Origin of the sequence: Bradyrhizobium sp. USDA 4541, from assembly GCF_024171085.1 — a bacterium.
Classification (GTDB): Bacteria; Pseudomonadota; Alphaproteobacteria; order Rhizobiales; family Xanthobacteraceae; genus Bradyrhizobium; species Bradyrhizobium australafricanum.
Genome location: NZ_JALJZF010000001.1, coordinates 6273756 through 6287667, shown reverse-complemented (window position 1 = coordinate 6287667; position 13912 = coordinate 6273756). Strand labels below are relative to the sequence as shown.

Below are 13912 nucleotides of genomic sequence, written 5' to 3'. Positions count from 1 at the left end.
GGCGGGTTCCTGTCCGCATTCATCCGAGGCTGCGACCAAGTCCGAGCGGCCCGCCGCCCGGATGACGTTCGCGCAGGAACCTTGCCCTGTCTGGGATGTTGGAGAGCAATTCAACAACTCAGGAGGAACTCTCATGAGAGCCCTGTTATTGGCTGGTGTACTGGCGGTCGCCGGTTTCGCTATGGCCACGCCGATCTCCATTGCACCCGCGTCAGCTCAGGTTGCCGTTGATACTCCGCTCGGCGGCGTGAGAGTGGGCCCGGAGCCCCGTTACTACCGAGACTACGATCGACCCGCTTATCGCGCCTACGGGTATGATCGCGGATATCGCGGATGCCGCACCGTCACGATCGAGCGTGACGACGGATCGGTCCGGAGAGTTCGTCGCTGCGGCTAGCAGTACCGGACCAGAGGATCGACCTCCGGGCTTACAAGCCTGCTCGAGTCGGTTCTCGCAATCAAGGAATTGGAGCCATCGACTAGGGCCGCTGCTGTTGGCGGCCTGTTTCATTTCGCGAATGCCGCCTGTCGGCCCAAAGGCGTTGGCCCAAGGCCGGCATGCGTTCGTGTCGGATTCCACATCGCCTCCGCAGGGGCAAGCGGACGCGTCCGAACTCACCGTCGCAGCGCCGGCACCACCAGGAACGGGATCAGGCCGAGCACCACATTGACCAGCGCGAAGGCGATCAGCGGATTGTAGCTGTGGGTCCAGTCGTGGATCAGGCCGCCGCCCCATGAGCCTAGCCCTGATCCAAGGCCGCTGCCGATCATGATCGTGCCGTAGATCGTACCGACGCGCTCGCCCCGAAATATCTTCAGCGCGGTCGCGGTGATCAACGGGCCGCGCGAGCCGATCATGCTGCCGAAGCAGATGATGAAGCCGGTCAGCAGCCAGTAGTTCGGATACCACTGCAACAGCCAGAGCAGAATGATGCCGAGGATCGAGACGCCGTAGCTGAACAAGACCGAGGGCCGGCGGCCGATGATGCCGTCGAGGGTGGACACGCCCAGCATGCCGACGAACAGCGCGACGCCGGAGAAGCCCCAGGCGGTTGCCGCCTGTAGCGGCGGGAAGCCGACATCGATCAGATAGGCGACGATCTGCGCGGTCAGCGCATACATCGCGATCGCGGTGAAGAAGAAGGTGGAGAACAGCGCCCAGAAGGCGTGGTGGCGCATCGCGCTGAGCAGTGTCCAGCCTTCGTCGGCCAAGCTGCTTTCCGCTTTCCGGACGATATGCGGCGATCCGCCGGCGAGCAGCCGCCACGGCAGAAAGACCAGCGGAACAAGCAGGCAGAGCGCGCCGACGCCGAACACCTGATAGGCCTCGCGCCAGCCGATCCGGTCGATCAGAACCTGCGACAGCGGCAACAGCAGCAACAGGCCGGCGCCGGTCGCCGAATACATCACGGCCATCGCGGTCGGCAGGCGTGGTCCGAACCAGCGGCCGAGCAGGATCGAATTCGACACATTGCCGATCAGCGCGGTGCCGAAACCGACGCAGAGGCCGACGCTGAGCTGGAATTGCCAGAGCGCTTGCGCGCGCGAGGCGACGAGGAAGGCGCAACCGAGCAGCGAGAGGCCGAGCGCATAGACCAGGCGCGGACCCGAGCGGTCGAACAGGCGTCCGACCAGTGGCGCGGTCAGGCCGCTGGCGAGCCAGGTCAGCGAGTAGACCGACACCACAGAGGCGCGGTCCCAGCCGAAATTTTCCGAGATCGGTTTCAGGAAAACGGTGAAGCTGTCGCTAAGGCCGCGCCCAAGCACCGACAGCACGAAGCAGAGCGCGAGCACGTTCAGCGCGACGCGGGACTGCTTCGCCGGCGTTGCAAGCGTGTCGTTCGGAGGCGTGGTCTGGTCCATCGGAAAGATGGGAGCGCGCTTTCCGCGCTCCCGACAACCGACAAATGCGAATGCGCCTATGCAGGCTTCAGCAGGACGTGGCGCTTCTTGCCGAGCGACAGTTTCACCACGCCTTCCGGCGTGAGATTGGCCGAAGTCAGCAGCATCTTCTCATCGGTCACGGCTGCATCGTTGACGCGCAGGCCGCCGCCCTTGATCTGCCGGCGCGCTTCGCCGTTGGAAGCGACGAGCTCGGCCTTGACGAAGGCGACCAGCACGCCGACGCCGGCTTCAAATTCGCCGCGCGGAATTTCCACCGTCGGCAAGGTTTCGGCCAGCGCACCTTCCTCGAAGGTGCGGCGCGCGGTCTCGGCGGCTTCGTTCGCTGCATCGCGGCCATGAAGCAGGGCGGTCGCTTCGGTCGCCAGCACCTTCTTGGCCTCGTTGATCTCGCCGCCGGCCAGCGCCGCAAGCTTGCTGATCTCGCTCATCGGCAGGATGGTGAACAGCTTGAGGAACTTGACGACGTCGGCGTCCTCGACATTGCGCCAGTACTGCCAGAAATCGTAGGGCGAGAACTGGTCGGCGTTGAGCCACACCGCGCCCTTGGCGGTCTTGCCCATCTTGTCGCCGGAGGCGGTGGTGAGCAGCGGCGTGGTCAGCGCGAACAGCTGCGGCGTGCCCATGCGGCGGCCGAGATCGACGCCGTTGACGATATTGCCCCACTGGTCGGAGCCGCCCATCTGCAGCCGGCAGCCCGCGCGGCGCGACAGCTCGACGAAGTCGTAGGCCTGGCAGACCATGTAGTTGAATTCGATGAAGCTCATCTCCTGCTCGCGCTCGAGCCGGAGCCGCACCGAGTCCATGGTCAGCATGCGGTTGACCGAGAAGTGCCGGCCGATGTCGCGCAGCATCTCGATCCAGTTCAATTTGGTCAGCCACTCGGCATTGTCGAGCATGATGGCGTCGGAAGGCCCGTTGCCATAGCGCAGCACCTTGGCGAACACGCCGCGGATCGAGACCTTGTTGGCTTCGATCTCTGCAACCGTGCGCATTGCGCGCGTCTCGTCCTTGCCGGAGGGGTCGCCGACCATCGTGGTGCCGCCGCCCATCAGCGTGATCGGCTTGTTGCCGCTCTGCTGCAGCCAGTACAGCATCATCATGGTGAGGAAGTTGCCGATGTGCAGCGACGGCGCGGTACAGTCATAGCCGACATAGGCGGTCGCCTGGCCCTTCGCGGCAAGCGCGTCGAGGCCCTCGAAATCGGAGCACTGGTGGACGAAGCCGCGTTCCTGTAAAGTGTTCAGGAAATCCGATTTAAATGCAGTCATTTGTCGGCGAGCCAGATCATTCTTGTTTTACGGTTTTTGCATCTATTTGCGGAACCTTGATGCTTGAGGCTGCCGCAGGCGGACGCGCAGTGGCATTATAGGATGTACTTGTTTGAGACAAGCCGGGGGTTCCCGGCTGGGGCGCTTCCAGCATGATGTTAACGGCACTCGGTCTGATGAGCGGCACCTCGCTCGACGGGGTCGACGTGGCATTGATCGAGACCGACGGCCGCCAGATCAAGGCCTTCGGCCCCTCGGGCTATCGGCCTTATACCGAAGGCGAGCGCAGCCTGCTGCGCCAGGCGCTGACGGAGGCGGTCCATCTGTCGCGGCGCGACGCCCGGCCGGGGATTTTGCGGCAGGCCGAGCAGGCCGTCACCACGGCCCATGCCGAGGCGGTCGCCAGCTTCACGGCACAGCACCGGATCTCGGCCCAGGATATCGACATCGTCGGGTTCCATGGCCAGACCGTGCTGCATCGCCCCGAGCGGAGGTTGACGGTGCAGATCGGCGATGCCCTGGCGCTCGCCAAGGTGATCCACATTCCGGTGATGCACGATTTCCGTGCCGCCGACGTCGAGGCCGGCGGGCAGGGCGCGCCGTTCGTGCCGGTCTACCACCGCGCGCTGGCGCAATCGCTGAACCGCGAGGGGCCGATCGTCGTGGTCAATATCGGCGGCGTCTCCAATATCACGTATATCGACGGCACGGACACGCTGATCGCCTGCGACACCGGGCCGGGCAATGCGCTGCTCGACGACTTCATGTTCCGTCAGATGCATCAGCCGTTCGACACCGCCGGCAAGTTCGCCGCAATGGGCAAGCCCGACGACGCCTGGATCGCACAGGCGCTGAAGCTGCCGTTCTTTGCGCTGCCGCCGCCGAAATCGCTCGACCGCAACGACTTCGCCAGTCTCAAGCTCGGCGCCGTGGCGCCGGCCGATGGCGCCGCGACACTGACCGCCTTCACGGCCGCGGCCATCGCCCGCGTCGTGCCGCTGCTGCCGAAACAGCCGAAAAGCTGGATCATCTGTGGCGGCGGCGCCTCCAACCTCACGATGCTGCGGATGCTGCGCGAGCGCCTCGCGCCGGCGACCGTCGAGCCGGCCGAGGCGCTCGGCTGGGCGGCGGATGCGATCGAGGCGCAGGCGTTCGGCTTCCTTGCCGCGCGCGGCATGAAGGGCCTGCCTCTGAGCTACCCTGCCACAACGGGGGTGCCGATCCCGATGACCGGGGGCATTATCGCGCGACCGTGATTTAGATGCAAATGCATCTACCTTGACAGTTCCATGCCGCTGCATTTAATTCGATGCAGTTGCATTGAACGCGAGGTTCGTCATGGCCGCCCTGAAACTGATCAGCCACAAGCTCTGCCCCTATGTGCAACGCGCGGTGATCGCACTGCGTGAGAAGGGCGTGCCGTTCGAGCGGATCGACATCGATCTCGCCAACAAGCCGGACTGGTTCCTGAAGATCTCGCCGCTCGGCAAGGTGCCGGTGCTGGTGGTGACGCGCGACGACGGCAAGGAGGTCGCGCTGTTCGAGAGCAATGTGATCTGCGAGTACATCGAGGAGACGCAAGCCGGCGCCAAGCTGCATCCCGAGGACGCGCTCACGCGCGCCGAGCATCGCGCCTGGATGGAGTTCGGCTCGGCCATTCTCGGCGATCTCTGGGGGCTCGAGACTGCCACCGATGCCGCGGCCTTCGAGAGCAAGCGGCAGGCGGTCGTGGTAAAATTCGCGCGCGTCGAGGCCGCACTCGGCGCTGGTCCGTTCTTCGCCGGCAAGAATTTCAGTCTGGTGGATGCGGTGTTCGCGCCGATCTTCCGCTATTTCGATCTGTTCGACCAGCTGACCGATCTCGCTGTTTTCACGCACACGCCAAAACTTCGCGCCTGGCGCAGCGCGCTGGCACAGCGGCCGAGCGTACGCAGTGCGGTGTCGCCTGACTATCCGGCGCTGCTGCACGCGTTCCTGGTCGGCCACCGCGCGCATATGCTGAAGCTTGCCGCGTAAGCCATGTCTCATTCGGTTGCCTGGATCGCGCTCGTCGTCGCCGGCCTGCTGGACGTCGGCTGGGCGATTTCGATGAAATATGCCGAAGGCTATACGCGGCTCGGCTGGACGCTGGTCTCGCTGCTGCTGCTCGCCGCGTTCGTGTTCCTGCTCGGACGCGCGCTGCAGGTGCTCGGTGTCGGCGTCGCCTACACGGTGTGGACCGGCATCGGCGCGGCCGGCACGCTGGCCATGGGCGTGCTGCTGTTCAACGAGGCCTTGAACCCGATGAAGGTCGCGGGGATTGCGCTGGTGCTGGTCGGGATTGCGGCGCTGAAGCTGGCGCCGGAATGAAAGTAGGGACCGTAGCCCGGATGAGCGCAGCGATATCCGGGTTCTTGTCGGCCGCGCCCCGCATGTCGCTTCGCTCATGCGGGCTACGTGGAATCCGTAGCCCGCATGGAGCGAAGCGCAATCCGGGGCAGGTCCAACCACGGAGTCCGTGATCCCGGATTTCGCTTCGCTCCATCCGGGCTACAAGATCGCGTCAGCGCACGTTCGCCAGCCGCATGTCGAGATAGCCGGTCACCGTCTCCATCAGCGGTTCGAGCTTGCCGTCGAAGAAGTGGTTGGCGCCGGGGATGACCTGCTGGTCGATCACGATGCCCTTCTGCGTCTTCAGCTTCTCGACGAGCGTGTTGACGTCCTTGGGCGGCACCACGGCATCCTTGTCGCCGTGCACGATCAGGCCCGACGACGGGCAGGGCGCAAGGAACGAGAAGTCGTAGAGATTGGCGGGCGGCGCGATCGAGATGAATCCCTCGACCTCCGGCCGGCGCATCAGAAGCTGCATGCCGATCCAAGCGCCGAACGAGAAGCCCGCAACCCAGCAGGCACGGGCCTCCGGATTGATCGCCTGCGCCCAGTCGAGCGCGCTCGCGGCGTCGGACAATTCGCCGGTGCCGTGATCGAACGAGCCCTGGCTGCGGCCGACGCCACGGAAGTTGAAGCGCAGCACCGAGAAGCCGCGATGCGCGAACGCGTAGTAGCACTGATAGACGATCTGGTGGTTCATCGTGCCGTGGAACTGCGGATGCGGATGCAGGATCATCGCAATCGGCGCGTTCTTCTGCTTGGCCGGGTGGTAGCGGCCCTCGAGGCGGCCAGCAGGGCCGGTGAAAATGACTTCAGGCATTGTGTTCCCTTGATTGCCGCGTTCCCTTGATTGACGTCGATCAATCAACCGGTTGGAGCCATCTTCAGCGACGGTTCGCGAACAGAGCAGCTCGTGATGAAATCGGCGCAGGCACCGCCGCGCGGCACGCTGGAGGCCTTCTAGCATGACGCAAGGGGCAAAAATCAAGGAAATTGTGCCGCTTGGCGGTCGCGAATCCGCGTCGCGACGCGCACGTTGCCGACGCGGCGACGGCGATCCGGATCGACACGGCCGGATTGCTTCGGAGGCTACCTGAAGTTTCAGTCTGTCAAAATGCGATCGCGCTTGGGGGACCGCGAACGCCGTGTCTGGCTTCGGCGCGAGGCTCCCGCCGCGCGGGAAAAATCTCCCGTGCCGGTGACGTCTGATCTGGTCTCGGTCGTTAACTGTCGTTATCTCGCAGTGAAGGCCGCAACCATGGTGGTTGCCGCGGATAGCTCCATGGACGATCGCGTCTATCTCGACTGGAATGCCACCACGCCGCTTCGCCAGGAGGCGAAGGCGGCGATGGCTGCGGCGTGGGAGTTGATCGGCAACCCGTCCTCGGTGCACAGCGAGGGACGGCGGGCGCGACGGCTGGTTGAGGATGCCCGCAATGCCGTGGCGAAGGCGGTCGGCGGACGGCCGCAGGACGTCGTGTTTCTCTCCGGCGGGACCGAAGCCAATGCGCTCGCACTGACGCCGGGATTGCGTCGCGCTGCGGGCGCGCCGGTGCAGCGGCTCCTGGTGTCGGCGATCGAGCACGCGTCCGTGCTCGCGGGCGGTCGGTTTGCGACGGAGGCGACCGCCGCAATCCACGTCACGCGCGCCGGTGTGATCGATCTCAACCATCTGCGCGCACTGCTGGCCGATGGTCCGCCGGCTCTGGTCTCGGTGATGCTGGCGAACAACGAGACCGGTGCCATTCAGCCGGTGGCTGATGTCGCCGAAATCGTCCATGCGGCTGGCGGGCTGCTGCATGTCGATGCGATCCAGGCGTTCGGCAAGATCCCGTTCGATCTGGCCTCGACGCAGGCCGACCTGGTGACGCTGTCGGCGCACAAGATCGGCGGACCGAAGGGCGCAGGCGCGCTGGTGCTCGCCGAGGGCGTCGAGGGCCTTGAGGCGTTTCTGCGCGGCGGCGGGCAGGAGCTCGGGCGGCGGGCAGGGACCGAGAATATCGCCGGCATCGCCGGGTTCGGTGCGGCCGCCAAGGCCGCGATGGCGGCGCTGAAGGCCGATGCAGCCCGCGTCAGGGGACTGCGCGACCGGCTCGAGCACGGGCTGCGGCAGACGCCGGACGTGCTGGTGTTCTCCGATGACGTCAAGCGGTTGCCGAATACCGTTCTGTTCACGGCGCCCGGAATTAAGGCCGAGACGGCGGTCATCGGGTTCGACCTTGGGGGAATCGCGGTCTCGTCCGGTTCCGCCTGCTCCTCGGGCAAGGTCCAGCCGTCCCACGTGCTGGAGGCAATGGGATACCGCTCAGAGGTGTCCCAGGGAGCGGTGCGACTTAGTCTTGGCTGGTCTACCACGGAGACAGACGTGGATTTGACCCTCAAGGCTTGGCGAAAGCTCGCCGATACCTTAGTTAAGGGGGGACGACGAAACACAGCTTGAACTGTTCTAAGCGGATTTCGTCATCAAAGCATCGTAAGAGATTTTCGGAACTTGAGATCCACCGCGGTCCTTGAAACCGCGAGCGGAGGATTGAATGCCTGCTGTACAAGAGACGGTCGAGCGCGTCCGGCGCATCGACGTCGACCAGTATCGATATGGGTTTGAGACGCTGATCGAGTCCGACAAGGCCCCGAAGGGGCTGTCGGAAGACACCGTCCGCTTCATCTCCGCAAAGAAGAACGAACCGGCCTGGATGCTGGAATGGCGCCTGGAGGCGTATCGCCGCTGGCTGACCATGACCGAGCCGACCTGGGCGCGCGTCGACTATCCGAAGATCGACTACCAGGACATCTACTACTACGCGGCGCCGAAGCCGAAGAAGACGCTGTCCTCGATCGACGAGATCGATCCGGAAATCCTCAAGACCTACGAGAAGCTCGGTATCCCCTTGCGCGAGGTCGCGATCCTCGAGGGCGTCGAGCCGCCGCCCGGTGGCGAGCAGACGCCGAACCGCAAGATCGCGGTCGACGCCGTGTTCGATTCGGTTTCTGTTGCGACCACCTTCCAGAAGGAGCTGAAGGCGGCCGGCGTGATCTTCATGCCGATCTCGGAGGCGATCCGCGAGCATCCCGAGCTGGTGCAGAAATATCTCGGCACCGTGGTGCCGACCTCGGACAATTACTTCGCGACATTGAATTCGGCTGTGTTCTCCGACGGCTCGTTCGTCTACGTGCCGCCGGGCGTGCGCTGCCCGATGGAGCTGTCGACCTATTTCCGCATCAACGAGCGCAACACCGGCCAGTTCGAGCGCACGCTGATCATCGCCGACAAGGGCTCCTACGTCTCCTATCTCGAGGGCTGCACCGCGCCGCAGCGCGACGAGAACCAGCTGCACGCCGCCGTGGTCGAGCTCGTCGCGCTCGACGATGCCGAGATCAAATATTCGACGGTGCAGAACTGGTACCCGGGCAATTCGGAAGGCAAGGGCGGCATCTACAATTTCGTCACCAAGCGTGGCGACTGCCGTGGTCGCAATTCGAAGATCTCCTGGACCCAGGTCGAGACCGGTTCGGCGATAACCTGGAAATATCCGAGCTGCATCCTGCGCGGCGACAATTCGAGCGGCGAGTTCTACTCGATCGCGATCTCGAACGGCTTCCAGCAGGTCGACAGCGGCACCAAGATGATCCATCTCGGCAAGAACACGTCGAGCCGGATCATCTCCAAGGGCATCGCCGCCGGCAAGTCGCAGAACACCTATCGCGGCCTGGTCAGCGCGCACCGCAAGGCCACCGGCGCGCGCAACTACACCGCCTGCGACTCGCTTCTGATCGGCGACAAATGCGGCGCGCACACCGTGCCCTATGTCGAGGCCAAGAATTCCTCGGCGACGTTCGAGCATGAAGCGACGACGTCGAAGATTTCCGAGGACGTGCTGTTCTACTGCATCCAGCGCGGGCTCTCGCAGGAGGAAGCCGTCGGCCTCGTCGTCAACGGCTTCGTGAAGGACGTGCTGCAGCAACTGCCGATGGAGTTCGCGGTGGAAGCGCAGAAGCTGATCTCGATCAGCCTTGAAGGTTCGGTTGGCTAATCCATCCCGCCAACGGCGCGGCCGACGCGCCTCGGGGTGATGCTCAGGAAAAATCAGATGTCTCTGCTTGAAGTGAAAGATCTGCAGGTTCGTGTCGAGGAGCGTGAGATCCTCCACGGGCTGTCGCTCACGGTGAACCCGGGCGAGGTGCACGCGATCATGGGGCCGAACGGCTCCGGCAAGTCGACGCTCTCCCACGTCATCGCCGGCAAGCCGGGCTATGAAGTCACCGGCGGGCAGATCCTGTTCAGGGGCGAGGACCTGCTGGAGATGGAGCCCAACGAGCGCGCCGCCAAGGGCGTGTTCCTGGCGTTCCAGTATCCGGTCGAGATCCCCGGCGTCACCACCTGGAATTTCCTGCACGCGGCGCTCAACGCCCAGCGCAAGGCGCGCGGCGAGGAGGAGATCTCGTCGCCGGCCTTCCTCAAGAAGGTCCGCGAGGTCGCCAAGTCGCTGAACATTCCGCAGGACATGTTGAAGCGCGGCGTCAATGTCGGCTTCTCCGGCGGCGAAAAGAAGCGCAACGAGATTCTGCAGATGGCGCTGTTCGAGCCGGCCGTCTGCATCCTCGACGAAATGGATTCCGGCCTCGACATCGACGCGCTGCGGATCGCGGCCGACGGCGTCAACGCACTGCGCTCGCCGCAGCGCGCGATGGTCGTGATCACCCACTATCAGCGGCTGCTCAACTACATCGTGCCGGACTTCGTGCACGTGATGTCGAAGGGCCGGGTGGTGAAGAGCGGCGGCAAGGAACTGGCGCTGGAGCTGGAAGAGTCCGGTTACGCGCAGTTCGAAGACGCTGCCTGACAAACGCGGGTTTTGTGATGAACGTTGTTGCAAAGACCGAGACCGGGCGCGCGCTGGGCGATGCATTCGCCGTGGTGCGCAACCGTCTGCCGGGCGAGGGCAAGATCGCTGATCAGCGGCGCCAGGCCTTCGAGGCTTATGAACGATCAGGCCTGCCGCATCGCCGGATCGAGGACTGGAAATACACCGACCTGCGCGCGCTGATGCGCGAGGTGCTGCCGCTCGCGGCGGCACCGGATGATGCCGCGCTGAGCCGCGCCAGGGCCGTCGTACAGGCCCGCGCGATCGAAGGCGTCCGGCGTCTGGTGCTGGTCGACGGCGCGTTCGCGCCTGATCTCTCCGATTGGCGAGATCTGGAGAAAGGGCTCTCGATCAATCCGCTGCGCCTCGCGCTGGAAGCCGGCGACGAGATCGTCGCGACACAGGCTCTCGCGTCTGATGTCGCCAACCCCATGATCGCGCTGAATGGCGCGATGGCGACCGACGGGGTCGTCATCGACGTCGCCAACGGCACGGTGCTGATCCAGCCGCTGCACATCGTGCATGTCGCATCCGGCACTGCGCCGGCCTCGACGTTCACGCGGTCGCTGCTCCGGCTCGGCCGCGATGCCGGCGTGACGCTGGTGGAGAGCTGTCTCGCCGCCGACGGCGCCAAGGCCTACCAGACCCATGACGGACTGGTTGTTGCGATCGGTGACAATTCACGGCTCGATCACGTGCGCCTGGTCGAAGACAGCGTCGATGCCTTCAACATTTCCTCGGCGACGGTGTCGCTCGGCGCGCATGCCCATTTCAACACCTTCGGCCTGACCTCGGGCGGTCATGTCAGCCGCTATCAGCTGGCGGTGACCTGCGCCGGCGAGGGCTCGACGGTCGAGACCAACGGCGTCAATCTGATCAACGGCAAGCAGCACGCCGACACCACGCTGTTCATGGATCACGCGGTGCCGCACTGCGCGAGCCGCGAGATCTTCCGTGCCGTTGTCGACGACCGCGCCCATTCGGTGTTCCAGGGCCGCATCATCGTCCGCCCCGACGCGCAGAAGACCGACGCCAAGATGATGACCCGTGCGTTGCTTCTGTCCGACGACGCGGAGGCCGACAACAAGCCCGAACTCGAGATCTTCGCCGACGACGTCACCTGCGGTCACGGTGCGACCACCGGCGCGCTCGACGAAAGCCTGCTGTTCTACATGCGCGCCCGCGGACTGCCCGAGAAGGAAGCGCAGGCGCTCCTGATCCAGGCCTTCGTTGGCGAGGCGATCGAGACCATCGCCAGCGACGCATTGCGCGAGGTCGCAATTGCCACCGCGCAGCGCTGGCTTCAGGCGAGGGCGTGAGCATGCACAAGGCGGTCGCCAACGGCAGTTACGACGTCGCACTGGTGCGGCAGGATTTCCCGGCGCTCGCCATGCAGATCTACGGCAAGCCGCTGGTCTATCTCGACAACGCGGCCTCGGCGCAGAAGCCGAATGCGGTGCTCGACCGCATGACCGAGGCCTACAAGAGCGAATACGCCAACGTGCATCGCGGCCTGCATTACCTCGCCAATGCCGCGACGGAGGCCTATGAGGGCGCCCGCGGCAAGGTCGCGCAGTTCATCAACGCCCGCCGCAATGAAGAGATCGTCTTCACCCGCAACGTCACCGAGGCGATCAACCTGGTGGCGTCGTCCTGGGGCGGGGTGAACATCAAGGAGGGCGACGAGATCGTCCTCTCGATCATGGAGCACCACTCCAACATCGTGCCCTGGCATTTCCTCCGGGAGCGCCATGGTGCCGTGATCAAGTGGGCACCGGTCGACGACGAGGGCAACTTCCTGATCGAGGAGTTCGAGAAGCTCCTGACCCCGCGCACCAAGATCGTCGCGATCACCCAGATGTCGAACGCGCTCGGCACGCTGGTTCCGGTCAAGGACGTGATCCGGCTGGCGCACGACCGCGGCATCCCGGTGCTGGTCGACGGCGCACAAGGTGCGGTGCACCTGCCGATCGACGTCCAGGACCTCGATTGCGATTTCTACGCCTTCACCGGCCACAAGGTGTACGGACCGACCGGCATCGGCGCGCTCTATGCCAAGCACGAGCATCTGGTGGCGATGCGGCCGTTCAACGGCGGCGGCGAGATGATCCGTGAGGTGGCCAAGGACTGGGTCACCTATGGCGATCCGCCGCACAAGTTCGAGGCCGGGACGCCGCCGATCGTCGAGGCCATCGGGCTGGGGGCTGCGATCGACTACGTCAATTCGATCGGCAAGGAGCGCATCGCCGCGCATGAGCATGAACTGCTTACCTATGCGCAGGAGCGCTTGCGCGAGATCAACTCGCTGCGTGTGATCGGAACCGCCCGCAACAAGGGACCGGTGATCTCGTTCGAGATGAAGGGGGCGCATCCCCATGACGTCGCGACCGTGATCGACCGCCAGGGTATTGCGGTGCGCGCCGGCACGCATTGCGTGATGCCGCTTTTAGAGCGGTTCAACGTCACGGCCACCTGCCGTGCATCCTTCGGGATGTATAATACCAGGGAAGAAGTCGACCATCTGGCGCAGGCGCTGATCAAGGCGCGGGAATTGTTCGCATGACCGATACAGCCGAAGTCAAGACGGCCACCATGGAAACCACCTCGGCACTGCCGGCGGAGGAGACCGAGCGCATGAGCGGCGAGATCGTCGCGGCGCTGAAGACGGTGTTCGACCCGGAAATCCCGGCCGACATCTACGAACTCGGCCTGATCTACAAGGTCGATCTCAAGGATGATCGCTCGGTCGACATCATGATGACGCTGACCACGCCGAACTGCCCGGCCGCCGGCGAGCTGCCGCAGATGGTGGAGAACGCGGTCGCCAGCGTTCCCGGCGTCGGCGTCGTCAACGTCAATCTGGTGTGGGATCCGGCCTGGACGCCGGACCGGATGTCGGACGAGGCACGCCTCGTCCTCAATATGTGGTGATGCGTCACAGCGTTTTCGAGCGAAGCGGATGCCGGTTCGTGTGAAGAAAACGCGTCAGAACAAGAGGTAAAGGTTCTGATCAAGTCAGAAACTTTAGGGATTGGACTTAGGCTCAAGAAGATCGGCAATTGATTTGCCGCTGGGACTGACCACATGAGTGACATGACGCAAGTTTCACCGACCCCAGCCAAACCGAAGCGGCCGCGCCCGCAGGTCATGAAACTGACCGATGCCGCCGCGGAGCGGATCACCGAGCTGACCAAGCGAGCGGATTCCGAGATCGTCGGGCTGCGCGTCGGCATCAAGAACGGCGGCTGCGCCGGACAGTCCTACACCGTCGAATACGCCCATGAGATCCGCCCGACCGATGAAGTGGTCGAGGACAAGGGCGTGAAGATCCTGGTCGATCCGAAGGCCGTGCTGTTCCTGCTTGGAACCGAGATGGACTATGTGGCCGACAAAATGCAGGCCCAGTTCGTGTTCAACAACCCGAACCAGGTCTCCGCCTGCGGCTGCGGCGAATCGGTGCAGCTCAAGCCGGCCACGGTCTAGAGACGTCCGCATATCGATTGTTGT

The 13912-nt window shown here is 64.3% G+C and carries 13 protein-coding genes; 10 read left to right on the top strand and 3 right to left on the bottom strand.

Annotation, left to right across the window (positions count from 1 at the left end):
* Window positions 1-615 precede the first annotated feature (615 nt).
* Window positions 616-1863, bottom strand: a complete 1248-nt coding sequence (locus tag J2R80_RS29960; RefSeq protein ID WP_057020015.1) for an MFS transporter — start codon at window positions 1861-1863, stop codon at window positions 616-618.
* 56 nt (window positions 1864-1919) lie between these two features.
* Window positions 1920-3173 carry a tyrosine--tRNA ligase gene (tyrS, locus tag J2R80_RS29955; protein WP_057020016.1) on the bottom strand — a complete coding sequence of 418 codons (1254 nt, stop codon included), beginning with the start codon at window positions 3171-3173 and terminating at the stop codon, window positions 1920-1922.
* Between the two features lie 152 nt (window positions 3174-3325).
* Between tyrS and J2R80_RS29950 the strand changes: the two genes are divergently transcribed.
* The 3 genes from J2R80_RS29950 to J2R80_RS29940 all read left to right on the top strand — a co-directional run bounded on the left by J2R80_RS29950 (window position 3326) and on the right by J2R80_RS29940 (window position 5522).
* Complete coding sequence (locus tag J2R80_RS29950; protein WP_057020017.1) at window positions 3326-4429, top strand: anhydro-N-acetylmuramic acid kinase; 1104 nt, start codon at window positions 3326-3328, stop codon at window positions 4427-4429.
* 82 nt (window positions 4430-4511) lie between these two features.
* On the top strand, window positions 4512-5189 hold the full coding sequence (locus tag J2R80_RS29945) for a glutathione S-transferase family protein (RefSeq protein WP_253639872.1): 678 nt from the start codon (window positions 4512-4514) through the stop codon (window positions 5187-5189).
* A 3-nt stretch (window positions 5190-5192) separates the two neighbouring features.
* Window positions 5193-5522, top strand: a complete 330-nt coding sequence (locus J2R80_RS29940) for a multidrug efflux SMR transporter (RefSeq protein WP_028332217.1) — start codon at window positions 5193-5195, stop codon at window positions 5520-5522.
* Window positions 5523-5715: 193 nt separating this feature from the next.
* Here J2R80_RS29940 and J2R80_RS29935 read toward each other — a convergent pair whose 3' ends face one another.
* Window positions 5716-6363 carry an alpha/beta hydrolase gene (locus J2R80_RS29935; protein WP_016843213.1) on the bottom strand — a complete coding sequence of 216 codons (648 nt, stop codon included), beginning with the start codon at window positions 6361-6363 and terminating at the stop codon, window positions 5716-5718.
* A 462-nt stretch (window positions 6364-6825) separates the two neighbouring features.
* Between J2R80_RS29935 and J2R80_RS29930 the strand changes: the two genes are divergently transcribed.
* From J2R80_RS29930 to J2R80_RS29900, 7 genes are all read left to right on the top strand, one after another.
* Window positions 6826-7983, top strand: coding sequence for a cysteine desulfurase family protein (locus J2R80_RS29930; RefSeq protein WP_253639871.1), 1158 nt, complete (start codon window positions 6826-6828; stop codon window positions 7981-7983).
* 94 nt (window positions 7984-8077) lie between these two features.
* Complete coding sequence (gene sufB / locus J2R80_RS29925) at window positions 8078-9574, top strand: Fe-S cluster assembly protein SufB (RefSeq protein WP_253639870.1); 1497 nt, start codon at window positions 8078-8080, stop codon at window positions 9572-9574.
* Between the two features lie 57 nt (window positions 9575-9631).
* Complete coding sequence (gene sufC / locus J2R80_RS29920; RefSeq protein WP_057018615.1) at window positions 9632-10384, top strand: Fe-S cluster assembly ATPase SufC; 753 nt, start codon at window positions 9632-9634, stop codon at window positions 10382-10384.
* A 17-nt stretch (window positions 10385-10401) separates the two neighbouring features.
* Window positions 10402-11724, top strand: coding sequence for a Fe-S cluster assembly protein SufD (gene sufD, locus J2R80_RS29915; protein WP_253639869.1), 1323 nt, complete (start codon window positions 10402-10404; stop codon window positions 11722-11724).
* Window positions 11721-12968 (top strand): cysteine desulfurase, encoded by a 1248-nt coding sequence (locus J2R80_RS29910; protein WP_092083469.1) that lies wholly within the window; start codon window positions 11721-11723, stop codon window positions 12966-12968. The genes sufD and J2R80_RS29910 overlap by 4 nt, the downstream gene beginning before the upstream one ends.
* The gene (locus J2R80_RS29905; protein WP_016845787.1) at window positions 12965-13336 is read left to right on the top strand and encodes an SUF system Fe-S cluster assembly protein; all 372 of its coding nucleotides are present in this window, start codon (window positions 12965-12967) and stop codon (window positions 13334-13336) included. The genes J2R80_RS29910 and J2R80_RS29905 overlap by 4 nt, the downstream gene beginning before the upstream one ends.
* Window positions 13337-13498: 162 nt before the next feature.
* Entirely contained in the window at window positions 13499-13888 is a 390-nt protein-coding gene (locus J2R80_RS29900) for an iron-sulfur cluster assembly accessory protein (protein WP_146984699.1), read from the top strand.
* Window positions 13889-13912 lie beyond the last annotated feature (24 nt).